The following is a 22,502-nucleotide window of genomic DNA, read 5'->3' on the forward strand; positions in this document are numbered from 1 at the left end:
TGCGCCCGTGGCGGGAGGCCCTCTCCGCCGCCTTCGCCACCATCGGCAACCAGCTCCGCCCCTGATTCATCGCTTGGAAGGGGGCTTTCCTCCACTCCGAGTGGAGGAAAGCCCCCTTCCAAGCGTCCGGGGGGCTCACTGCGCGTGGGGCGGGTTCGGCGTGGCGGTCTGTGGGGGCGCGGGGTGGATGCGAGAGTGGGGACCGTGCCGGTCATCCAGTCCACCCAGGCCCGGCCCGCCGCGCCCGCCCGGCGTCCGGCCCGTTCACGGCAGAGCCGGGTGCGGGTGCTGGCCTACGCGGCGGTCGCGCCGATCGTCGGCGGCTACGCGGCGGTCGCCACGGTGCTCGCGGTGGTCATCGCCTCGGCGGCCAACATCCAGCTCTCGGTGTCCGGCGTGCTGCTGGCCGCCGTCCCGGGCTGGCTGGCGGCCCATCACGTGCCGCTGGGGTTGGGCACGCATTCGTTCGCGGTGCTGCCGCTGCTGCCCACGGCCCTGCTGATGCTGCTGGTCGCCCGCTCGGCGAACCGGGCGGCGGCCCGGCTGCACCTGCACGAGCCGACGCAGGCCCGGCTGGTGGTGTTCCCGATCGCGGCGGCGCACGCGATCGTCGGCGTGACGATCGCGCTGGTGCTGCGGACCGGACCGGTGACGGTGAGCCCGCCGGCGGCGTTCTTCGGCTGCGGGGCGCTGTCCGCGCTGGCGGCTACGGTCGGCGTGGTCCGGCGGTGCTGCCTGCTGGACGCGGCGCTGTCCCGGGTGGACCCGGTGGTGCTGCGCGGCCTGCGGACCGGCGTGATCGGCGTGGCGGCGATGTCGGCGGCCGGCACGCTGGTGCTGACCCTGGGCCTGGTCGCGCACTGGACGACGGCGACCGCCATCTTCGAGCAGAGCGGCTCCGAGCTCGGCAGCGAGTTCGGCATGCTGCTGCTGACCATCGCCTACCTGCCCAACGCCATCGTCGCGGCGCTGGCGTTCGCCATGGGTCCCGGCTTCACCATGGGCACGTTCTCGGTCGCCCCGCTGCACCTGACCATGACCAAGGCCCCGGCCGTGCCGCTGTTCGCCGCGCTGCCCGAACACCAGAGCCGCCTGCTGCTCGGCCTGATGATCGTTCCGCTCGCGGTCGGCGTGTTCCTGGGCTGGGTGTCCCGGCGGATCGCGCCCCGGCCGCTGGGCCGGCTGCGCGCCATGACGATCGCCGCCGCCGTGGTCGGCGCCGTGGTGTTCCTGCTGGCCGCCCTGACCGGCGGCCGCCTCGGCGGCGGCGCCTTCAGCCCTGTCACCGTGCCGGCCGGCCTGGTCGGCGCGGTCGCCCTGGGCTGGATCCTCGTGCCGGCCGCCCTGGTGGCGTGTCTGGCCGGACCCAAGCCCGCCCGGAACGTGCGCCCGGTTCCGGTCGCGCCCGAGCCGGTCGCCGAGGTGGCGCCCGAGCCGCAGCCGGAGGCCGAGGCCCAGCCCGAACCCGAGCCGGAAGCGCAGTCCGAGGCCGAGGCCGAGCTCGAGGCCGATGCCGGGACAGAATCCGAGGCCGAGTCCCCGGCTGAGCCCGAGGCCGAAGCCCTCGCGGAGGAACCCGACACCGACTCGGAAGACCTCCCCGATGCCGATGCCGCTCCTGAGGACTCCGCCGACACCGACAGCGATCTCCACGCCGCTGCCTCTCCGGAGGCCGATCCGGACGCCGTTCCCGACCGCGAGCCCGGCGTCGAGGCCGCTTCCGAGCGCCGCCTCGACGCCGGTTTCGAGGACGACGTCGTGGCCGAGCTGGAGGCCGAGGCGGACGCCGAACTGGCCGCCGAGGACGCGGTGGCCGAGGCCGGCGGCGATGAGGATCATTCGCCGGGCCGGTCCGGCGACAAGTAGCCGGACCTGGGCGTGAGCCCCCGAACCCGACCACTTACGCTGGCCATGACCGTGACCCGGCTCGCCAGGAGTTGACCCTGAGCACTCTGCACCGCGCCCGCGTCGTCGTGTTCGTCTCCGGTTCCGGCACCCTGTTGCAGGCTCTGCTGGACGCCGCCGCGACCGACGACTACCCGGCGGACATCGTCGCCGTCGTCGCCGACCGGGACGGCATCGAGGGGCTGGCCCGCGCCGAGCGCGCCGGCGTGCCCACGCACGTCCTGAAGCTGCGCGACCACGTCGACCGGCCGGCCTGGGACCAGGCGCTGGCCGACCTGGTCGGCACGCTGAAGCCGGACCTGATCGTGACCGCCGGCTTCATGAAGCTGCTCGGCGAGCCGTTCATGAGCCGCTTCGGCGACCGTGTGCTCAACTCGCACCCGGCGCTGTCGCCGGCCTTCCCCGGCGCGCACGCCGTGCGCGACGCGCTGGCCTACGGCGTGCGGGTCACCGGCTGCACGGTGTTCCTGGTCGACAACGGCGTGGACACCGGGCCGGTGGTGGCCCAGGAGGCGGTGCCGGTCGAGCCCGGCGACGACGAGGCCACGTTGCACGAACGCATCAAAAAGGTGGAGCGGCGACTGCTGGTCGACGTGGTCGCCCGACTGGCCCGCGAGGGCTGGACCCTTCACGGACGAAAGGTGAGCATCCCGTGACCGAGGCAGGAACCGCGCAGCGCCGTCCCGTGCGCCGCGCGCTGATCGGCGTTTCGGACAAGGCCGGACTGCTGGAGCTGGCCACCGGGTTGCACGAGGCCGGCGTGGAGATCGTCTCCACCGGCGGCACCGCCAAGGCGATCGCCGACGCGGGCGTGCCGGTGGTGCCGGTCGAGCAGGTGACCAGCTTCCCGGAGTCGCTGGAGGGCCGGGTCAAGACGCTGCACCCGAGCGTGCACGCCGGCCTGCTGGCCGACACCCGCAAGCCCGACCACCTGCGGCAGCTCGACGAGCTGGGCATCGCCCCGTTCGACCTGCTCGTGGTGAACCTGTACCCGTTCACCCAGACCGTCGCCTCCGGCGCGGCCCCGGACGAGTGCGTCGAGCAGATCGACATCGGCGGGCCGGCCATGGTGCGGGCTGCCGCCAAGAACCACCCCAGCGTGGCCGTGGTCGTCGACCCGGCCCGCTACGAGTGGGTGCTGAACAGCGTGCGGGCCGGCGGCTTCACCCTCGCCGACCGGCAGCGGCTGGCCGCCGCCGCGTACCGGCACACCGCGTCCTACGACGTGGCCGTGGCGTCCTGGATGGGCAACGTGCTCGCCCCCGACGACGAAGGCTCGGGCTTCCCGGGCTGGGCCGGCGCCACCTGGGAGCGGTCCTCCGTGCTGCGCTACGGCGAGAACCCGCACCAGAAGGCCGCGCTGTACGTCTCCGGCGACGGCCGTGGCGGCCTGGCCACCGCGCAGCAGTTGCACGGCAAGGAGATGTCGTACAACAACTACGTGGACGCCGACGCCGCGTGGCGCGCCGCCCATGACCACAGCGCCGCCTGCGTGGCCATCATCAAGCACGCCAACCCGTGCGGCATCGCCGTTTCCGAGGACATCGCCGACGCCCACCGCAAGGCCCACGCCTGCGACCCGGTCAGCGCCTTCGGCGGCGTGATCGCGGCCAACCGCGAGGTCACCGTGGAGATGGCCGAGCAGGTCGCGGAGATCTTCACCGAGGTCGTGGTCGCTCCGTCCTATGCGGACGGTGCGGTGGACGTGTTGGCGCGCAAGAAGAACGTGCGGATCCTGGTCGCGCGGCCGCCGGTGCGGGGCGGGGCCGAGTTCCGGGCCGTGTCCGGCGGGCTGCTGATGCAGACCGTGGACACCATCGAGGCCGACGGCGACGACCCGGCCAAGTGGACGCTGGCCACCGGCGCCGCCGTGGACGAGCAGACCCTGGCCGACCTGCACTTCGCGTGGCGGGCCTGCCGGGCCGTGAAGTCCAACGCCATCCTGCTCGCGCACGACGGCGCGACCGTCGGCGCCGGCATGGGTCAGGTCAACCGGGTCGACGCCGCCCGCCTGGCCGTCGCCCGGGCCGGGGACCGCGCCAAGGGCTCCGTCGCCGCCTCGGACGCGTTCTTCCCGTTCCCGGACGGCCTTCAGGTGCTGCTGGACGCCGGCGTGAAGGCCGTCGTGCAGCCCGGCGGCTCGGTCCGTGACGCCGAGGTCATCGCCGCCGCCGAAGCGGCCGGCGTCGCCCTCTACCTCACGGGCACCCGCCACTTCGCCCACTGAGGACCGATGCTCGGAAGGGGCCTTTCCTGGTGCTCAACGCCAGGAAGGCCCCTTCACTGCATGTCCCTCAGCTCCAGCACGAACTCGGCCGCGCAGGCCGCTGTGCACGGCCACTGCTGGCCGCAGACCGCGCAGCTGGCGTCCGTGCACTGGTGCGTGGTGAGCACCTCGGCCGCATGGCGCCGATAGCGCGCCAGCGCGTCGTTCCAGGCGTTCGTCGGCGTGTCCGTCGTTGTGCCCGTGGGCTCCATCGCCATCACGACCTCCCCGCTCGGGTGAGCTGAAGCCAGTGTGCTCCCGATCACTCCCGGGTGTCTGGATGATCACTCCATAGGCGTGTCCCGACCGCTTGACGGCCCCCGTCGCGGTGGTGTTGACTTAGCCCATCGGTTCGAACGTCAGTTCGAACCGGGAGGTGGTCGGATCGGGGTCCGGTCAACTCGACAACCGCCGTCTTCCCCACGGCGGGCCGCTGGTGCAGGGGTGCGCACGCGGTCTCGGCAGTGGGTGAGGAGGTGGCTGGTGTCCGGGTCGGCAACGGCGTCGTTGACCGCGCTCAACGGGGTGAGCGCAGCCAGCGAGCTGGCCCAGGCGCCCGCGGAGAAGGCTTTGCCGGTCCTGGAGGGACTGGCCGGCCTGTTGCCGTGGGGCGGCCTGCGGCGCGGGAGCACCGTGGTGGTGCGCGGGTCCACCACGCTGCTGCTCGCGCTGCTGGCCGCCGCCACGGCCGAAGGTTCCTGGGCGGCCGTCGTGGGCCTGCCCGATCTCGGCCTGGTGGCCGCGTCCGAACTCGGTGTGGTCGTGCACCGGCTGGTCCTCGTGCCCGCCCCCGGCGCCGAACTGGTGCCGGTCACCGCGGCCCTGCTGGACGGCCTCGACCTGGTGGCGGTGGCGATACAACCCCGGCCCGCCGAGGCCCGCCGGCTGTCCGCCCGGGCCCGACACCGCGGCTCCGTGCTGCTGCCCGTGGGCGGCTGGCCCGGCGCCGACCTCGAACTCGAAGGCAGCGGCCGTTGGCACGGCCTGTCCGACGGCCACGGCCGGCTGCGCATGCGGGAGCTGACCGTGTCGTCCCGTGGCCGTGGCTCCGCGGCCCGTGGCAACCAGGTGCGGCTCACGCTGCCCGGCGGCCGGCTGATCGACCTGCCCACCGACCGGCCGGCGCCCGCGCCAACACCTTTGCGGGTGGTCCCGTGACGGCCGTGCGCACGATGGTGGTGTGGTGCCCGGACTGGCCGGTGCTGGCGGCGACCAAGGCGGCCGGGCTGGCCCCGGACGTGCCGGCGGCGGTGCTGGCCGACAACCGGGTCGTCGCCTGCTCGGCGATGGCCCGGGCCGAGGGCATCCGGCGCGGGGACCGCAAGCGCAGCGCCCAGGGGCGGTGCCCGGACCTGGTGGTGTTCGAGGAGGACCCGGCGCGGGACGCCCGGGTGTTCGAGCCGGTGGCCGTGGCCGTGGAGAAGCTGGCGACGGGCATCGAGGTGGTGCGTCCGGGCATCGTGGCGCTGCCGGTGCGTGGCCCGGTCCGCTACTACGGCTCGGAGGAGGCGGTCGCGGAGCGGCTGATCGACCAGGTGGCGGCGGAGTGCGACCTGGAGTGCCAGATCGGCGTGGCCGACGGCCTGTTCGCGGCGACGCTGGCGGCCCGGCGCGGAATGCTGGTGCCGGCCGGGGGCAGCGCCGCGTTCCTGGCCCCGCTGAGCACCCTGGAGCTGAGCCCGCCCGGCGGCCCGGACCGGAGCGACTTCGTGGACCTGCTCAAGCGGCTCGGGCTGCGCACGCTCGGCGCGTACGCGTCGTTGAGCGAGCGGGACGTGGCCTCCCGGTTCGGCGCGGACGCGGTCGCCACCCACCGTCTGGCCCGTGGTCTGGAGGAACGGCCGCCGGCCAGGAGGCGAACACCACCGGAGCTTTCGGTAACGCATTCGCCCGATCCGCCGCTAGACCGTGTGGACGCGGCGGCGTTCGCCGCGCGGGCGCTGGCGGAGCTGCTGCACGAGAAACTCGCGGCTCGGGGCCTGGCCTGCACCAGGCTCGGCGTCCACGCGAGCACGGGAAACGGTGAGGAGCTGGGCCGGGTGTGGCGTTGCGCCGAGCCGCTCACCCCGACCGGCATCGCGGACCGGGTGCGCTGGCAGCTGGACGGCTGGCTGCGGGCCGCGCCCTCGGCCCGGCCCAGCGCCGGCATCACCAAGCTGTGGCTGGACCCCGTCGAGGTGGTCGACGCCACCGCGTTGCAGCTGGGGCTGTGGCACGGGGGGAGAGAGGATCCGGGAACCGGGGCGGAACGCGCCAGCCGGGCCCTGGTCAGGGTGCAGGGGCTGCTCGGTCCCGATGGCGTGGTCACCGGCGTGCTCGGTGGCGGACGCGGGCCATCGGACCGGGTCCGGCTGGTGCCGTGGGGCGAGGAACGCCTGCCCGGCGCCGATCCGGATGCACCGTGGCCGGGCCGGCTGCCCGCGCCGTCCCCGGCGACCGTGCCGGCCGCACCGGTGGCCGCCGAGGTGCTCGACGCCGCGGCGGCCCCGGTCGGCGTCAGCGGTCGGCAGCGGCTCACCGCCCGGCCGGCTGCCGTGTCCGTGGCCGGCGGGCCCGCGCGGCCCGTGCTGGCGTGGGCCGGGCCGTGGGCGGCCGAGGAGGCCTGGTGGGAGCCGTCCGGCGGGCGTCGCCGGGCCCGGCTCCAGGTGGTGCTGGACGGAGTCGAACAGACCGCGCTGCTGCTGGTCCGCGAGGGCCGGGGATGGGCGGTGGAAGGGGTGTACGACTAAATGAGCGAGCTTGCGAGCGAATCATTCAACGCAGAGCGTCCGCGAACGCGGACACCGAGCGCTAGCGAGGTGCCGCAGTGAGCGACGACCAGTGGGAGACGGCTTTCTGGGAGACCACGCCGGATCCGTGGTTCACCGAGCCGGCGTGGCCGACGCGGCAGCCTTCGCTGCCGGCGTGGTCGGCCCGTGAGTTCGGGCAGCAGGCCGTGATCCCGGCTCCCCGCGCCTCCATGGAATGACGAGGGCGGGGAAGGTTCGCCCTTCCCCGCCCCGCTAGCTCACATCGCGACTACGAGATGCCCCAGCTCTGCTGGCGGCGGTCCTGGCTCAGGGGTCGCTGCTCAGGTGCGGGCACGGACGGGAATCATGGGGGCAGCCCCAAGGCGCACCGGGTGATTTTCCCGGGCGAATCGGGAGAACATGACGATCGATCGGTAACCGCGCATCCCTCAGATCGGGTACGAGGCCTGGAAGGCCAGGCGTCGGTCGGCGTCGGCGGCGATGCGGGTGAGCTCGTCGTCCAGGGCCATGAACGCCGCCCAGGGTTCGCCGCCCAGCCGCGCGACGATCAGCTGCTCCAGATCCGGGACCCGCTTGGCTTTCCAGATCTTGTCGGCCAGGCTCACCACGAGTTCCTCGGCCGTGATGCCCGGTGCGGTCCACAACGCGTGGCTGGCGGCGAAACGGGCCAGCTCCGGCTCGATGCCTTGGGCCAGCAGGAGATCGCGGCCGGCGAGCTCGTGTCGGTGCCCGGGACCGGACAGCTCCTCGGTGTGCATGACCTTGCCGATGTCGTGAGTGGCCGCGCCGAACAGGACGGCGGCGCGGTCGAGAGCGAGCCGGTCGGCGCACCAGTCGGCGAGCTGCCAGGCGACATCGTGCACCGCGCGCAGGTGGGCGGCGAGCCGCGGCGGGGCATTCAGGGTGGTCAACAGCTCCGTCGCCCGGGAGGGCAGCGGGCGGAGATCGGATTCGGTCAGGGCTCGGCTCAGCACACCCCCCAACGTAACCCGTTTGCGCCAGGCTTTCGGAAGCAGTCGGCGTCGCCGATGACCAGGCCGATGCGGTGGCCGGCGGGCACGATATGGTCCAGCGCGCCGACGATCGCCCATGTTCGGGTGCGCCCCATTCACCGAGTATGTGCTGGGGCGCAACGGTTTGCTACGATTCTGCCCCTTCAGGCGGCACCGCCGACTGCCAGCCGTAGTCACGCGGCCAGGCCTCGGTGCGAGCCCAGGCCACGAACAGTTCGGCCACCTCCGCCGGCTCGTCCAGCTCGGTCCACAGGTCCTGGCCGTCGCGCCGCTCGACCAGGAACGGACTGTCGGCCTCGCGCCAGGTTTGCAGGTACGCGCCGGTTTCCCGTTCAGCCACGGCGAATCGGTCGCCGGCGCCGCCGATCCGGTCCAGCAGGGCGCGCAGCGACGTCACGGTCGGGCCGGGCAGCAGGGCTCCGTCCTCGGTGGCCACGGTGATCGGCAGGGGGTCGTTCACGAGTTCCACCGCGCCATTTTTCCAGAGGGAGGCCGGCGGCGACAGGGAAACCAGTGACCGGCCGTCGCAGTGCCACTACCTGGGGTTTTAGGTCACGGTCGGCTTGACATCACAAGTTCAGGGCCGCATAGTCGAACGTGAGTTCGGGAGGTGTGTGTGGGCTGGAACAATCCGCCGATCCGGTGGCGGGACCTCGAACGCACCCTGTCCGGGCGGCCTGGAGTCATTCCCGACGGCGGCGACGCCCCGGGATACAGCCGCCGGCGTGAGGGCTACGAGAAGCCGGCTGACATGCCGACCCAGCTGTCGCCGGAGACCACGGTGTACGGCGATCGCGTGCGGGTGCCGTACGCGGAGCTGCACTGCCACTCCAACTTCAGCTTCCTGGACGGGGCCAGCCATCCCGACGAGCTGATCGAGGCGGCCGGCCGGATGCGGCTGGACGCGATCGCGCTCACCGACCACGACGGCATGTACGGCGTGATCCGGTTCGCCGAGGCGGCCAGGGAGGTCGGCATCCGGACCGTCTTCGGCTCGGAGCTCAGCCTCGGCCTTTCCATGCCGCAGAACGGGATCGCCGACCCGGAGGGCAATCACCTGCTGGTGCTGGCCCGAAATCCCGACGGCTACGCCGCGTTGTGCCGGTGCATCACGCACGCCCAGCTCGCGGGCGGGGAGAAGGGCCGCCCGGTCTACGACCTGGACATGTTGGCGGCCGAGTCCGCCGACAACTGGGCCGTGCTCACCGGCTGCCGCAAGGGAACTGTGCGCACGGCGCTGGAACGCGAGGGCGCCGAGGGTGCGGAACGCGAGCTGCGCCGGCTGATCTCCTTGTTCGGCCAGCGAAACGTGTTCGTGGAGCTGACCGACCACGGGCTGCCGGAGGACACCGACCGCAACGATCTGCTGGTCGAGTTGGCCGGCAAGTGCGGCGTGAAGTACGTGGCCACCAACAACGTGCACTTCGCCACCACGGACCGTCAGCGCCTGGCCAACGCGCTGGCGGCGGTGCGGGCGCGACGCAGCCTGGACGAGATGGCCGGCTGGCTGCCGGCCTCCAGCGCCGCGCACCTGCGCACCGGCGAGGAGATGCTGCACCGCTTCCACCGCTATCCGGAAGCCGTGCACAACGCGGCGATCCTGGGCGTGCAGTGCGCTTTCGACCTGGAGCTCAAGCCGTTGGCGCCGAAGCTGCCGCCGTATCCGGTGCCGCCGGGGCACAGCGAGAACAGCTACCTGCGCCTGCTGGCGATGCGGGGCGCTCGCAAGAAGTACGGGTCGCGCAGCGCCAGACCCGAGGCGTACCAACAGATCGACCATGAACTCAAGGTGATCGGCGAACTGGGGTTCCCCGGCTACTTCCTGATCGTCTGGCACATCGTGGACTTCTGCCGGCGCAGCGACATCCTGTGCCAGGGCCGGGGATCGGCGGCCAACTCGGCCGTCTGCTACGCGCTGGGCATCACCAATGTCGACGCGGTCAAGTACGACCTGCTGTTCGAGCGTTTCCTCGCGCCGGCAAGGGATGGGCCGCCGGACATCGACCTGGACATCGAGTCCGACCGCCGCGAGGAGGTCATCCAGTACGTCTACGAGGAGTACGGCCGGACCTGCGCCGCCCAGGTGGCCAACGTGATCTCCTATCGGGCCAAGTTCGCCGTGCGCGACATGGCCCGCGCGCTCGGCTACTCCTCGGGCCAGCAGGACGCGTGGACCAAACAGATCGACCACTGGGGTCCGCTCCGGAAATCGTTGGCGGACAAGGAAGAGGAGGAGCAGGAGCACGACATCCCGGACCTGGTGGTGGATCTGGCCAACCAGCTGGAGGGTTTCCCGCGGCACCTGGGCATCCACTCCGGCGGCATGGTGATCTGCGACCGACCGGTGAGCGAGGTCTGCCCGGTGGAGTGGGCCCGCATGGAGAAGCGGTCGGTGTTGCAGTGGGACAAGGACGACTGCGCGCTGGCCGGCCTGGTCAAGTTCGACCTGCTCGGGCTGGGCATGCTGTCCGCGCTGCACTACGCCGTGGACCTGGTGCGGGAGTTCGAGGACACCGAGGTCGATCTGTCCACATTGGACCTTGAGGACGAGAAGGTCTACGACATGCTGTGCCGGGCCGACACCGTGGGCGTGTTCCAGGTGGAGAGCCGGGCGCAGATGGCCACGCTGCCCCGGCTGAAGCCGCGCGAGTTCTACGACCTGGTGGTGGAGGTGGCGCTGATCCGGCCCGGCCCGATCCAGGGCGGCTCGGTGCACCCCTACATCCGGCGGCGCAACAAGCTGGAGCCGATCAAGATCGACCACCCGAAGCTGGAGAAGGCGCTGCGGCGGACCCTGGGCGTGCCGTTGTTCCAGGAGCAGCTGATGCAGATGGCGGTGGACGTGGCCGACTTCAGCCCGGCCGAGGCCGACGAGCTGCGCCGGGCCATGGGGGCCAAGCGGTCCACCCATCGGATGGAGCGGCTGCGGGAGCGCTTCTACGTCGGCGCGGCGGCCAACGGCATCACCGGCGAGCTGGCCGACGACATCTTCCGGAAGTTGTTGGCGTTCGCCAACTTCGGCTTCCCGGAGAGCCACGCGCTCAGCTTCGCGCACCTGGTGTTCGCCTCCGCGCACCTGAAGCTGTACCACCCGGCGGCGTTCTGCGCGGCGCTGCTGCGGGCTCAGCCGATGGGCTTCTACTCGCCGCAGTCGTTGGTCGCGGACGCCCGCCGGCACGGCGTCACCGTGCACGGGCCGGACATCAACGCCAGCCTGCCGCACGCCAACCTGGAGCATCCCGGGCCGTCGGTCCGGCTCGGGCTGGGCGCGATCCGCACCATCGGCGACAAGCTGGCGGAGCGGATCGTCAACGAGCGCACCGAGAACGGGCCCTACCGCAGCATGGTCGAGCTGGCCGGCCGGACCGGGCTGACCACGCCGCAGCTGGAGGCGCTGGCCACCGCGGGCGCGTTCAAGAGCCTGGGCCTGGAGCGCCGCGCGGCGCTGTGGGCGGCCGGCGCGGCGGCCCGGGAGCGCGCGGGCCGGCTGCCCGGGACCGTGGTCGGCACGGACGCCCCGATGCTGCCCGGCATGGACGAAGTGGAGGTCGCCGCCGCCGACGTGTGGGCGACCGGCGTCTCCCCGGACAGCTTCCCGATCCAGTTCGTCCGCGAGCAGCTGCGGCGGATGGGCGCGATCCCGGTGGCCAAACTGTCCGAAGTGGACGACAAGACCCGGGTGCTGGTCGGCGGCGCGATCACCCACCGGCAGCGCCCGGCGACCGCCGGCGGCGTCACGTTCCTCAACGTGGAGGACGAGACCGGCATGCTGAACGTGGTGTGCACCGAGGGCTTGTGGCGGCGCTACCGCCGGGTCGCCCGCACCAGTTCGGCCGTGGTGGTGCGGGGTGTGCTGGAGAAGGTGGAGGGCGTGCTCAGCCTGCGGGCCGACCAGTTGCGGCACCTGGACATCCGCGTGCCCTCCACCTCCCGTGACTTCCGTTAGCTAGGGATAGCTGACCAGGTTGCTGGGCACGGTGCCGGACGGCGTCACCGCGCCGGTGTCGTTGATGATGTGGGTGATGGTGCCCTGGTAGTTCAGGGAAACCGTGAGCAGGTCATGGAACTTCACGCCGGAGTTGTTGGGGACTTCGAAGGCGTGGTAGGCGTTCACCGAGGGATTGACGTTGAAGTAGTTGTAGCTGCCCAGTCCCCACGCCTCGTGCGAGGTGACGTTGGCGCCGACCTTGTAGGCGGCGTAGCCGTTCACGCCGCTCGGCGCTATCCAGGAGGCCTGGTTGGGCACGTCGTAGGGCATCTCGTTCTGGAAGAAGATGGTCCGGCCGCCCTGGCCGTTCCAGGTCACCTCGTACTTCTGGTAGTGCTCCACGAAAAGCCCGGTCGCCAAGACGTTGGCGCCGTTGACGATCACACCGTTGTCGGCGGTGTTGACGGTCCAGCCGACCGTGCCGCCGTTGCCGTGGTCGGCCCGCCAGGCCCAGATGTGGTCGATCAAGGTGTTGGCGCTGTTGACGATCAGGCTGGCGGTGGCCTTGCCGGCGATCTCCCCGCCGACCCGGAAGAACACGTCCTGGATCGAGGTCGGGTTGGCCGCGTGGCTGGTCGTGGACCCGGACGCGCCGACGGTCAGCAGGGCGGCCGAGTTGGCGGTGCCGGCGTCGAACAGCAGGCCCTTGAGCCGGACACCATCCACATCGGACACCTGCATGGCGTTGACCCCGTTGTCCGGCACCAGGGTCGGGTAGCCGATGCCCAGCACCACGGTGTTGGCCTTGGTGACGTTGAGCGTCTGGTTGAGGTGGTACACGCCGGGCGTGAAGAACAGGTTGCAGCCGGCGCTGAGGGCCGAGTTGATGGTGGAGGCGGTGTCACCGGCCTTGACCACGTAGAACTGGCTCATCGGCAGCGAGGAGCCCGGAGTGCTGCCGCTGGCCCAGCTGGGGCCGGAGGCGTTGGTGCGCAGGGAAGGCAGGAACACCCGGTACTTGCCGGTGCCGTCGATGTACAGGTACGGCACGTCCCGTGACACCGGGGTGGTGCCCAGCGTCGTCTCCGGCGGGGTCGGGAAGGTGTTGGCCGGCGCGCCGTTCACGCCGGAGAACACCATGTTCCACACGCCGCCGGACCAGCTGCCGTAGCTGGAGTCCCGGGTGTACCACTGCTGCTGGGAGATGGACGCGGTCTGGCCGGACACCTTGGTGTCGGCGATGTAGCCGCCGCTGGCCCAGCCGTAGCTGGCCGGGTACAGCTGGAGGTCGCCGCGGATGTCCATACGCCGGAACGGCGCGGCCTGCGCGACGGCCCAGCGGTCGCCGCCGGTGGCGTTGACGGCCATGTTCTCGGCCGAGCGCCAGAAGTTCTGGGTGGCGTTGCCGGCGTCGGAGGCGTTGAACGCGTCGACGGTGACGTGTCCGTTGATGGTGACGTCGTCGGGGTTCTGGCCCAGGCCGGCGACCGAGGTGTAGTAGCCGACGTTGTCGTTGACGCCGTAGGCGCCGGGCTTGAACAGCTCGGCCACCCGCCGCTCGGCGAACTGCGCGGACAGGGTGTCCTTCTGGGCGTTGAAGTCGGCGTCGAGCTGGGCCTGGATGGTCGCGGCCGACATGCTCGGGTCGAAGATGTGCACGTTCGGCCCGAAGTTGGGGGTGTCGGACTGGGTCGGGCAGCTCGTCGGCGTGGCGCCGATGCTGTAGGTGGCGCTGGCCACCGGCGAGTTGGCCAGGCCGGACGCGATGGCGATGGCGTTCACGGTCCGGCTGGCCGACACCGTGATGGGGCCGGTGTACTGGGTCGAGCTCGCGGTCGGCGTCGAACCGTCCACTGTGTACCGAATGGTGGCGCCGGCGGTGCTGCTCGATATCGTCACCGTCTGGGCGGTGGCATAGCTGCCGCCGGGCGGGCTGAAGGTCGGCGCGGCGGCGGCCGGTGTGCTGCTGCCGCCCTGGGTGTAGCTGAAGTGCGGGGTGTCGTACTGCGGGCCGCTCTTCTCGTACGTGAACCAGTAGTCGAGCACGGTGCCGGTGGACAGGCCGTTGACCGTCCACTGCCACGTGCCGGCGTTGTTGGTCATGCGCACGTTCTGCTGGCCGGCGCCGGGCACGCCGGTGTAGTGCACGTCCACGTACAGCGACGCCGTGGTGGGGGTGAAGTCGATTCGCGCCTGGCTGGCGCTGGTCTGGGTGACGGACTGCGTGTAGTCGTCGGCCGCGGCGGCGGGCAGGGTGGACGCCGTGGTCAGGGCTACTGCACCGATTAAGGCTAGGACTAGTCTCCTCATGTTGAGCACCTTCCGAGCAGGGGCAGGGTCTGCCGGACACGACGTTGTGAGAGCGCTCTCAAGCGTCGTGACGATAAACCGCTGCCCCCGCGTTACGGAAGAGTGAAGGCCGAAATTCAGGCCCCTGCGTCAAAAAACGGCTGGCACCGCACTGGGCTGGCCGGGTCAAGGGCGTGCAGCACGAGCGAGGCCACGTTCGGGTCGACGGCCTGGCCGATGTGGCCGGTGAAGTCGACCGGGCAGCCGTCCTGGATCACGATGTTGGTGGCGTTGGGCGCGGCGAACACGCCGCTGGTGTACGGCGTGACCACGGTGTCGTACTTGGAGACGATGTTGGTGTACGTCGGCCCGGGCACGGCCACGCCGCCGGCGTTGAGCTTGGTCAGGAAGGCCGAGCCGGGCAGGAACTCCGTGCAGGCCGCGCAGCCGACGCCGGTCAGCGCCGGGCCGAGGTGCAGCAGGGTGGCCAGCGTGGCCAGGCCGTCCAGCGAGGTGCCGGCGTAGTTGGCGCCGAAGCCGACGAAGTGGGCCACTTTGGCCGCGCCGCCGAGGAACTTCAGGTAGTAGGCCGGCACGGTGCTGCCCTCGGAGTGGCCGACGATGTCGACCTTGGCCGCGCGTGTGGCCGTCTGCACCTCGTCCACGAACGCGCCGAGTTCCGCCGCGCTGTCCTCCATCGGCCGCAGGCCGCCGACGGTCGGGCCGAGGATGCCGACGCCGTAGGTCAGGTAGAAGACGCAGTAGCCGTTGCTGGCCAGAGTCGGGGCCAGGGTGGCGAAGTTGACCGGGCCGTTGGCGCCGAGACCGTGCACCAGCACCACGGGCTCCGGGTGCTGCGCGCTGGGGGCGCAGGAGAAGTCGTTGACTCCTGAGGACGGCGCGGCGTTCGCGGTGACCGCCCCGGCCAGCAGGCCGAGCGTGGTCAGCAGGGGGACTAGGAGCTTGCGCATGGGACCTCCGGCGGCAGGGCGGCTATGACCTGGCTCACGTCGAGTACAACACGCCATCTTGTTTTGAACAAGAAAGATTTTCCAGAATCGGTTCCGTAGCATCTCGGCATGACCCGCAGCGGCCGCACCGTCCGTGGACTCGACGCCGAGCAGCGCCGGGCGCGGCGGCGGGCCGACCTGCTGGAGGCGGCCCTGACCCTGTTCGGCCGCAAGGGTTTCGCCGCTGTGCCGATCGAGGAGATCTGCCAGACGGCCTACGTCGGCACCAAGAGCTTCTACGAGCTGTTCGACAGCAAGGAAGCCTGCTACCTGGCTCTGTTCGAGCAGCTCACCGCCGACCTGTCGGACCGGATGCAGGTCGCGCTGGGCGAGGTCGACAGCATCGACGGCCTGATCGAGAAGCTGGCCCAGGTCCTGGTGGCCGACCTGCGGCGGCCGCAGGTGCTGTTCGGTCAGTCGGCCGGGGTGTCGCCGGTGGTCGAGCGGCGCCGCCGGGAGAACCGGCGCTGGGCCGCCGGGTTCGTCGAGGGCGTCTGGCGGCACTACGGGGTGATCGCGCCGGAGCGGGACGTCCGGGCCATCGCGCTGGGCACCGTCGGCGCGCTGTTCGAGCTGATCGTGGACTGGCTGTTCGACGGGACCGGCGAGGCCGAGGAGTTGGTGGCCCGGCTGACCGCCTACCACCGGGTCGTCCGAGCCGGCCTTGAGTCCACTGTGGACGGTGTATCGTCCGATCGGTGACAACAGTGTCGCTGACCCTGCACGGTGATCCCGAGGACGTCGACACCCAGGCCCGGCAGCTGCGCGCCGAGCTGCTCGACCTGGACGTGGACGGCGTCGACTTCGCGCCCGGCGGGCCGGCGCCGCAGGCCAGCAAGGCCGCCGACGCCGACACCGTCAGCACGATCATCGTGGCGCTGAGCACCTCGCCGGTGCTGATCCAGCTCGGCCGGGTGCTGCGGGACTGGGTCACCCGCGGCCAGCACCGCAAGATCGAGGTGCGCGACGGCGAGCGCTCCATCGTGCTCACCAACACCACCAGCGCCGACAACCAGGCCGCCATCGAGGCGTTCTTCCGGCACGATCCGCAGGACTGACTACGATCGCTGACGTGCCAGAAGACGCTGCCGTACCGGGGTTCGAGATCGGCAAGGACGGGGTCGGCAGCATCGTTGTCGGCGTCGACGGCTCGCCCCCGGCCGTGAACGCGGCCGCCTGGGCGGCCGGGCTGGCCCGCCGCGAGCGGGCCCGGCTGGTGCTGGTGTACGTCGAGCCGCTGGCCAGCGCCGCGTACTGGACCTCCATCGGCATGATCAACGCCGCCGAGGCGGCCAACGACTACGTGGCCGAGGTGCGGCAGGAGGCCGCCAAGTTCCTCGACCAGTTCGGCATCGAGTGGGACCTGCTGCACCACCGCGGCGATCCGGCCACCGCCCTGGAGCAGATCGCCGAGGAGCTGCGGGCCGACTGCATCGTCGTCGGCCGGTCCCGGCACAGCGGCCACCTGCTCGGCTCCGTGCCGAAAACCCTGGTCACGCGGGCGAAGCGGCCCGTGGTGGTGGTCCCGTGACCGTCGAGACCGGCGAGGACTACGCCGACGCCGTGCTCACCGGGCAGACCTGGGAGCGCCGCTCGTTCGAGCGCTGCGACTTCACCGACGCCGACCTGCGTGAGCTGGTCACCAAGGCGTGCACCTTCACCAACTGCGACTTCACCCGGGCCGACCTCGGCGACACCAGCCACACCGGCACCGCGTTCCGGGGCTGCACCTTCAACCGGACCGTGTTCGCCTCGTCCCGGTTCGAGGGCTGCACCCTGCTCGGCTCCACGTTCACCGACTGCCGGCTGCGCGGCTGCGTGATCAGGGACACCGACCTGTCGCTGGCCGGCCTCGGCCGCGTCGACCTGCGCAAGATGGACCTGTCCGGGCTGCGGCTGCGGGAGGCCAACCTGGTGGAGGCCGACCTGCGGGAAGCCGATCTCCGCAACGTGGACCTCAGCGGCGCCCGGCTGCTGCGGACCCGCCTGGAGGACACCGACCTGCGCGGCGCCCGCCTCGACTCCGACGGCCTGCGGCAGGCCCAGCTGACCGGGGCCAAGATCGACCTCGATCAGGCGGTGCGCTTCGCCGCCGCCCACGGGCTGATCGTCGAGAGCTGACCGCCCTCCGCCCTACGTGAGTGGCTCGCTTCGCTTTTTCGCCCCACGTGAGTGGCTCAGGTGGCTCCAGAGGCGAAATGAGCCACTCACGTGGGGAAAGGGGGGTTACTGGCCGGTGGGCGGGGGAGTGCCTTGGCGGACCTCCACCAGCGTGCCCTCGGACACCAGTTCGTCGATGGACTTCGGCAGCAGGTAGGCGGTGCCGCCGCCGGGCTGGCCGAACCACGGCACGGCCACGCCGGCCAGGGCCTGCACCGGCTGCTTGAGGCGGTACACGTGGTACGGCCGGCTGACCCACTCGGGCACCAGCGACCGCAGCGGGAACGGCGTGCCGCCGGCGTAGGTGAGGTTGCCGTCGGGCTGGCCGAAGCGGTCGATCTCCACGCCCTGCGGCAGTTCGATGACCCGCTTGCCCCGGAACAGGGTCAGCGGCGGCTCACCCCGGAGCGGCTGGATCGGCCACTCGTCGGCGCGCGGCGGCTGGCCGCCCTGCTGCTGGTTGCCCTGTTGATTGCCCTGTTGTTGATTGCCTTGGGGCTGGCCCTGAGGTTGGGGTTGGCCGCCTTGCTGGCCACCGGGCTGGTGTCCGACCGGCTGCTGACCCAGCGGCGGCTGACCCACCGGCGGCTGACCCACCGGCGACTGGCCCACCGGCGGGCGGTCGCCCATCGGGGGCTGTCCGCCGCCCATGGGCACGGGCGGCTGCGCCGGCATGGGCCGGGGCGGGGTCATCGGCGGCAGGCCGGGCTGCGGCTCCATCCGGGTCGGGGCGTCGGCCCGCAGCGGCAGGTCCAGGGGCGGCAGGTCGGGCTGCTGCTCCTGGTGCGCGTTGCGGGACGGCAGGTCGAGCGGCGACTGCTCCTGGTGCGCGTTGCGTGAGGGCAGATCCTCCTGGATTGCCGCCCGGGACAGCGGATCCAGCTGCTCCTGGTGGGTGTTGCGCGAGGGCAGGTCCAGTGGTGACTGCTCTTGGTGCGCGGCTCGGGAGGGCAGGTCCAGGGGGGACTGCTCTTGGTGGGTGTTGCGCGAGGGCAGGTCCAGTGGTGACTGCTCTTGGTGCGCGGCTCGGGAGGGCAGGTCCAAGGGGGACTGCTCTTGGTGGGCGTTACGCGAGGGCAGATCCAGCGGTGACTGCTCCTGGTGGGCCGCCCGGGAGGGCAGGTCCAGCGGCGGCAGGTCCGGCTGGGCCGGCGGGATCGGCACCGGCGTCGGCGCGATGTCCACCGGCTCGGGCTCCGGCTCGGCGTGCCGCTCGAAGTGCTGGTTGTCGGCCGGCGGCTCGAAGTGCTGCTGCTGGTCGTCGAAGGGCGGCTCGAAGCGCTGCTCCTCGGCCTGCTGGTGCTGGCTCTGCGCCGGCTCGGCGGCCGGCACAGGCCGGTTGAGCAGCAGCTTGCCCAGCAGGAACGCGGCGGCGTCGTTGTCGTCGTCGAACAGCATCGGCGTGCTGAAGCCGTGCTCGTACCAGCCGACCTGCCAGCCGTCCTCGACCCGCTCCAGGTACCAGGTGTTCGGCGAGGGCTCGCCGATCCGGTACACCGACGAGGGCACGTTCAGCTCGTCGAGCAGCTCACGCAGCAGCTCGATGCTGGCCCCGCCTACCGGCTCGGGCGAGCCGACGACCGGAGCCGGCTCGGCGACCGGCTCGGGCTCCGGCTCCACGAACTGGTCCACGACCAGCGGCTCGGGCTCCGGCTCGGGCTGGGGTTCCGGCTCGGGCTCGGGGGCCACCTGCGGCGGCTCCGGCGCCGGCATCATCTGGGTGGCCGGCGGCGACGGCGGCTGCTGGGCCGGCACCGGCCGGCCGTTGGGCACCATGGTGCTGAGCAGGGCCACGGCCTGGCCACGGGTCGCCTCGTCCACCTCGGGCGCGAGGAAGTTGACCGAGCGGATGTGCTGCACCAGGTCCGGCTCGGGCGGCACGCCGTAGCGGGCCAGGTAGAAGATCACCGCGGCCGGCCAGATCCAGACGCCGTCGGTGTGGAACGCGAACGGGATGGACTCCGGGTTCTCGTGGGCCAGCCGGTCGCTGTCCATGCCCTGGGCGGTCATGACGACCGGGGCCGCCTCCAGGTAGTCCAGCACCTTGCCGACCTCGGCCGGGTCCAGCGGCGGCCGGTTGACCGTGGGCCGGCCGTCCGGCCCGGGGCCGTCGAAGATCCGCGCGGTGCGCAGCCGTCCGCCGCCCTGGTTGGGCGGGGGCAGCGGCGGCCGGGCCGGGGCCGGCGCCTGCAGGCGGGCCCCCAGCCACTCCGGCACGTTCTCGTCGGTGCGCGGGAAGAAGCGCATCTCGTCCGTGTAGGCCATCGGCGGCGGCGGGTTCTGCCACTGCGGCTCGTCACGGTCGAAGTCCAGGTTGTAGCTGGACGGCTTGTCGAGCTGGTAGCGGGCGTTGAACCAGGTGCCGCGGCCCTCGCGGTACATGCCGGCCCGTAGGCGCGCGAACAGCGACGCGGTGTCCGCCGGCGCGGTCCAGGCCCTGCTCTGGCCGTCCTGATCGGTCACCTCGGCGGACAGCTCGAAGTAGCGCCCGGCAGCCCGGTAGTAGGCCCTGACCTGCTCCCAGTCCTGCGGAGCCGCCTTCATCAGGGCCAACCCGATCTGCTTGACCAACGCGTCCTGTTCGACTGGGTTCAGCGGGGTCGGCTGTGACACACGCTCATCCTCTCGCGTTCCGTTGCGATCTGACACCCGCCTCACACCGGGTGTGGCCCAGACCTCCCTGCTCCTCGTCACGACCAGCATTGATGATTGCCCCCCGGTTTGGCCAACGGGGGCCGAATGCGCGATCGGGCGATGGTGAGTTATGACATGCGTAGTAGTGCGGCCGGTGCGCCGGCGACCAGGCCGTCAGGCAGAATGAAAACCGTGACCGCCACGATCCTCGACGGCAAGGCCACCCGCGACGCGATCTTCGACGACCTGCGGGTCAGGGTCGCCGCGCTCAGGGACCGGGGGGTGACGCCGGGCCTGGCCACCGTGCTGGTCGGCGACGATCCCGGCTCGCACGCCTACGTGCGCGGCAAGCACGCGGACTGCGCCAAGGTGGGCATCACCTCGATCCGCAAGGACCTGCCGGCCGACATCTCGCAGGCCGACCTGGAAGCCGTGCTGGACGAGCTGAACGCCGACCCGGCCTGCACCGGCTACATCGTCCAGCTCCCGGTGCCCAAGCACCTGGACACGGGCGCGCTGCTGGAGCGGATCGCGCCGGCCAAGGACGCCGACGGCCTGCACCCGGTCAGCCTGGGCAAGCTGGTGCTGGGCGAGCCCGGCCCGCTGCCGTGCACGCCGAGCGGCATCGTGGCGCTGCTGCGCCGCTACGAGGTGCCGATCGCCGGCGCCCAGGTGTGCGTGGTCGGCCGCGGCGTGACGGTCGGCCGGCCGCTGGGCCTGCTGCTGACCCGCCGCAGCGAGAACGCCACCGTGACCCTGTGCCACACCGGGACCAAGGACCTGGCCGCCGAGGTGAGCCGGGCCGACATCGTGGTGGCCGCGGCCGGGGTCGCCGGCCTCATCACCGCCGACATGGTCAAGCCCGGCGCGGCCGTGCTGGACGTCGGTATCACTCGGACGGACGAAGGGTTGCGCGGCGACGTGCACCCCGATGTCCGCGAGGTCGCCGGCCACCTGGCCCCGATGCCCGGCGGCGTCGGCCCGATGACCCGGGCCATGCTGCTGGCCAACGTGGTGGAGGCCGCGGAGCGCGAGCTCGCGGCGCGGTCGTGATCACCGTGACCGGCCGCCGCCGGTGGACCGAGGAGATCGGCCGGCACGCGCCGTTCGTGCTGGTGCTGGCCATCGCCGCGGCCGGCATCCTGTTGATCTTCCTGTACCACTGGCGGATCGGCTCCGGCCTGATCGGCGGCTCGCTGCTGTTCGCCGCCGCGCTGCGGCTGCTGCTGCCCGAGAAGCAGCTGGGGCTGATCGCCCTGCGCCGCCGCTTCACCGACGTCCTGCTGTACGGCGGCTTCGGCGTCCTCATCGTCCTGGTCGCCGCCACCATCACCGGCGGCCCCTTCGACCACTGACCGAGGTGGTGGCGGTTACCTTGCGACGCTGCTCACGGCGGGCGGTCGGGGTTGTCCACACCTTGGTAATCTGCGGCAACCGGGCGACGCGCCCGGTGCGCGGTCCCGGTGCTGAGGCCGCCGGACAGGATTCCTGCCGTGGTGGTCGCACCCCGTGGACGTGATGCAGACTGCGGATCGGGAGGATCTTCCCTGTGGCACGCTCCGTCAACGTGACCGTCACCGGTGCGGCTGGCCAGATCGGCTACGCACTGCTGTTCCGGATTGCCTCGGGTCAACTGCTCGGCCAGGACACCAAGGTCCGGCTGCGCCTGCTGGAGATCCCCCAGGCGCTCAAGGCGGCCGAGGGCACCGCCATGGAGCTCGATGACTGCGCCTTCCCGCTGGTGGACGGCATCGACATCACCGACGACGCCAAGACCGCCTTCGACGGCGTGAACGTGGCCCTGCTGGTCGGCGCCCGCCCCCGCACCAAGGGCATGGAGCGCGGCGACCTGCTGGAGGCCAACGGCGGCATCTTCAAGCCGCAGGGTGAGGCCATCAACGCCGGCGCGGCCGACGACGTGCGGATCCTGGTGGTCGGCAACCCGGCCAACACCAACGCGCTGATCGCCCAGCAGCACGCGCCCGACGTGCCGGCCGAGCGCTTCACGGCGATGACCCGCCTCGACCAGAACCGCGCCGTCTCCCAGCTGGCCAACAAGCTCAAGGTGCCGGTGACCGAGGTCAAGCGGCTGGCGATCTGGGGCAACCACTCCGCCACCCAGTACCCGGACCTGTTCCACGCCGAGGTCGGCGGCCGCAACGCGGCCGAGACGGTGGACGACCAGGAGTGGATCGAGAACACCTTCATCCCGACCGTGGCCAAGCGCGGCGCGGCGATCATCGAGGCCCGGGGCGCATCCTCGGCCGCCTCGGCCGCCAACGCCGCCATCGACCACGTGTACGAGTGGGTGAACGGCACCGCCGAGGGCGACTGGGCGTCCATGGGCGTGCCGTCGGACGGTTCCTACGGCGTGCCGGAGGGCCTGATCTCCTCGTTCCCGGTCGTCTGCAAGGACGGCAAGTACGAGATCGTCAAGGACCTGCAGATCGACGCCTTCTCCCGGGCCAAGATCGCCCACACCGTGGCCGAGCTGGAAGAGGAGCGCGACGCGGTCCGCAAGCTGGGCCTGATCTGACCTGAGAACGC

Annotated in this window: 20 protein-coding genes; 14 read left to right on the plus strand and 6 right to left on the minus strand. The window is 71.7% G+C overall.

What is annotated here, in order from left to right; genetic code table 11:
* Positions 1 to 204 precede the first annotated feature (204 nt).
* From ACIG5F_RS27950 to purH, 3 genes are all read left to right on the plus strand, one after another.
* Entirely contained in the window at positions 205 to 1,866 is a 1,662-nt protein-coding gene (locus ACIG5F_RS27950) for a DUF6350 family protein (protein ID WP_396522434.1), read from the plus strand.
* A 71-nt stretch (positions 1,867 to 1,937) separates the two neighbouring features.
* A complete protein-coding gene (gene purN, locus ACIG5F_RS27955) occupies positions 1,938 to 2,561 on the plus strand; it encodes a phosphoribosylglycinamide formyltransferase (RefSeq protein WP_396522436.1) in 624 nt (207 codons plus the stop codon).
* Positions 2,558 to 4,132, plus strand: coding sequence for a bifunctional phosphoribosylaminoimidazolecarboxamide formyltransferase/IMP cyclohydrolase (gene purH / locus ACIG5F_RS27960; protein WP_396522438.1), 1,575 nt, complete (start codon positions 2,558 to 2,560; stop codon positions 4,130 to 4,132). The genes purN and purH overlap by 4 nt, the downstream gene beginning before the upstream one ends.
* Positions 4,133 to 4,185: 53 nt before the next feature.
* On the opposite strand, the gene ACIG5F_RS27965 is transcribed toward purH, so the two are convergent.
* On the minus strand, positions 4,186 to 4,389 hold the full coding sequence (locus ACIG5F_RS27965) for a hypothetical protein (protein ID WP_396522440.1): 204 nt from the start codon (positions 4,387 to 4,389) through the stop codon (positions 4,186 to 4,188).
* 265 nt (positions 4,390 to 4,654) lie between these two features.
* Between ACIG5F_RS27965 and ACIG5F_RS27970 the strand changes: the two genes are divergently transcribed.
* The 3 genes from ACIG5F_RS27970 to ACIG5F_RS27980 all read left to right on the plus strand — a co-directional run bounded on the left by ACIG5F_RS27970 (position 4,655) and on the right by ACIG5F_RS27980 (position 7,139).
* On the plus strand, positions 4,655 to 5,329 hold the full coding sequence (locus ACIG5F_RS27970) for a hypothetical protein (RefSeq protein WP_396522442.1): 675 nt from the start codon (positions 4,655 to 4,657) through the stop codon (positions 5,327 to 5,329).
* Between the two features lie 14 nt (positions 5,330 to 5,343).
* The gene (locus ACIG5F_RS27975; protein ID WP_396522804.1) at positions 5,344 to 6,900 is read left to right on the plus strand and encodes a DNA polymerase Y family protein; all 1,557 of its coding nucleotides are present in this window, start codon (positions 5,344 to 5,346) and stop codon (positions 6,898 to 6,900) included.
* 77 nt (positions 6,901 to 6,977) lie between these two features.
* Positions 6,978 to 7,139 (plus strand): hypothetical protein, encoded by a 162-nt coding sequence (locus ACIG5F_RS27980; protein WP_396522444.1) that lies wholly within the window; start codon positions 6,978 to 6,980, stop codon positions 7,137 to 7,139.
* A 210-nt stretch (positions 7,140 to 7,349) separates the two neighbouring features.
* Here ACIG5F_RS27980 and ACIG5F_RS27985 read toward each other — a convergent pair whose 3' ends face one another.
* Together ACIG5F_RS27985 and ACIG5F_RS27990 are read right to left on the minus strand one after the other, a co-directional pair.
* Positions 7,350 to 7,895, minus strand: coding sequence for an HD domain-containing protein (locus ACIG5F_RS27985; protein WP_396522446.1), 546 nt, complete (start codon positions 7,893 to 7,895; stop codon positions 7,350 to 7,352).
* Positions 7,896 to 8,061: 166 nt separating this feature from the next.
* On the minus strand, positions 8,062 to 8,394 hold the full coding sequence (locus ACIG5F_RS27990; protein WP_396522448.1) for a hypothetical protein: 333 nt from the start codon (positions 8,392 to 8,394) through the stop codon (positions 8,062 to 8,064).
* Positions 8,395 to 8,550: 156 nt separating this feature from the next.
* On the opposite strand from ACIG5F_RS27990, the gene ACIG5F_RS27995 reads away from it, so the two are divergent.
* Positions 8,551 to 11,880: an error-prone DNA polymerase gene (locus ACIG5F_RS27995; RefSeq protein WP_396522450.1), complete on the plus strand. Its 3,330-nt coding sequence runs from the start codon at positions 8,551 to 8,553 to the stop codon at positions 11,878 to 11,880.
* On the opposite strand, the gene ACIG5F_RS28000 is transcribed toward ACIG5F_RS27995, so the two are convergent.
* Together ACIG5F_RS28000 and ACIG5F_RS28005 are read right to left on the minus strand one after the other, a co-directional pair.
* Positions 11,881 to 14,172, minus strand: a complete 2,292-nt coding sequence (locus tag ACIG5F_RS28000) for a chitobiase/beta-hexosaminidase C-terminal domain-containing protein (protein ID WP_396522452.1) — start codon at positions 14,170 to 14,172, stop codon at positions 11,881 to 11,883.
* 116 nt (positions 14,173 to 14,288) lie between these two features.
* Positions 14,289 to 15,122, minus strand: a complete 834-nt coding sequence (locus tag ACIG5F_RS28005) for an esterase/lipase family protein (protein ID WP_396522454.1) — start codon at positions 15,120 to 15,122, stop codon at positions 14,289 to 14,291.
* A 108-nt stretch (positions 15,123 to 15,230) separates the two neighbouring features.
* On the opposite strand from ACIG5F_RS28005, the gene ACIG5F_RS28010 reads away from it, so the two are divergent.
* From ACIG5F_RS28010 to ACIG5F_RS28025, 4 genes are read left to right on the plus strand one after another with little or no spacing between them, the layout of a single operon-like run.
* On the plus strand, positions 15,231 to 15,863 hold the full coding sequence (locus tag ACIG5F_RS28010) for a TetR/AcrR family transcriptional regulator (protein WP_396522456.1): 633 nt from the start codon (positions 15,231 to 15,233) through the stop codon (positions 15,861 to 15,863).
* Positions 15,860 to 16,219 (plus strand): hypothetical protein, encoded by a 360-nt coding sequence (locus ACIG5F_RS28015; RefSeq protein WP_396522458.1) that lies wholly within the window; start codon positions 15,860 to 15,862, stop codon positions 16,217 to 16,219. Before ACIG5F_RS28010 ends, ACIG5F_RS28015 begins: the two co-directional genes overlap by 4 nt.
* A gap of 14 nt (positions 16,220 to 16,233) precedes the next feature.
* Positions 16,234 to 16,692 carry a universal stress protein gene (locus tag ACIG5F_RS28020; protein ID WP_396522460.1) on the plus strand — a complete coding sequence of 153 codons (459 nt, stop codon included), beginning with the start codon at positions 16,234 to 16,236 and terminating at the stop codon, positions 16,690 to 16,692.
* Positions 16,689 to 17,282 (plus strand): pentapeptide repeat-containing protein, encoded by a 594-nt coding sequence (locus ACIG5F_RS28025; RefSeq protein ID WP_396522461.1) that lies wholly within the window; start codon positions 16,689 to 16,691, stop codon positions 17,280 to 17,282. Before ACIG5F_RS28020 ends, ACIG5F_RS28025 begins: the two co-directional genes overlap by 4 nt.
* A 105-nt stretch (positions 17,283 to 17,387) precedes the next feature.
* Here ACIG5F_RS28025 and ACIG5F_RS28030 read toward each other — a convergent pair whose 3' ends face one another.
* Positions 17,388 to 19,934 (minus strand): glycohydrolase toxin TNT-related protein, encoded by a 2,547-nt coding sequence (locus ACIG5F_RS28030; RefSeq protein WP_396522463.1) that lies wholly within the window; start codon positions 19,932 to 19,934, stop codon positions 17,388 to 17,390.
* A gap of 213 nt (positions 19,935 to 20,147) precedes the next feature.
* Here ACIG5F_RS28030 and ACIG5F_RS28035 point away from each other — a divergent pair, with 213 nt between their 5' ends.
* The 3 genes from ACIG5F_RS28035 to ACIG5F_RS28045 all read left to right on the plus strand — a co-directional run bounded on the left by ACIG5F_RS28035 (position 20,148) and on the right by ACIG5F_RS28045 (position 22,491).
* Positions 20,148 to 21,008 (plus strand): bifunctional methylenetetrahydrofolate dehydrogenase/methenyltetrahydrofolate cyclohydrolase, encoded by an 861-nt coding sequence (locus ACIG5F_RS28035; protein ID WP_396522465.1) that lies wholly within the window; start codon positions 20,148 to 20,150, stop codon positions 21,006 to 21,008.
* The gene (locus tag ACIG5F_RS28040) at positions 21,005 to 21,310 is read left to right on the plus strand and encodes a DUF3017 domain-containing protein (protein ID WP_396522467.1); all 306 of its coding nucleotides are present in this window, start codon (positions 21,005 to 21,007) and stop codon (positions 21,308 to 21,310) included. Before ACIG5F_RS28035 ends, ACIG5F_RS28040 begins: the two co-directional genes overlap by 4 nt.
* A gap of 194 nt (positions 21,311 to 21,504) precedes the next feature.
* Positions 21,505 to 22,491 (plus strand): malate dehydrogenase, encoded by a 987-nt coding sequence (locus ACIG5F_RS28045; RefSeq protein WP_396522469.1) that lies wholly within the window; start codon positions 21,505 to 21,507, stop codon positions 22,489 to 22,491.
* The last annotated feature ends 11 nt before the right edge of the window (positions 22,492 to 22,502 follow it).

This window comes from Kutzneria sp. NPDC052558, from assembly GCF_044547355.1.
Classification (GTDB): domain Bacteria; phylum Actinomycetota; class Actinomycetes; order Mycobacteriales; family Pseudonocardiaceae; genus Kutzneria.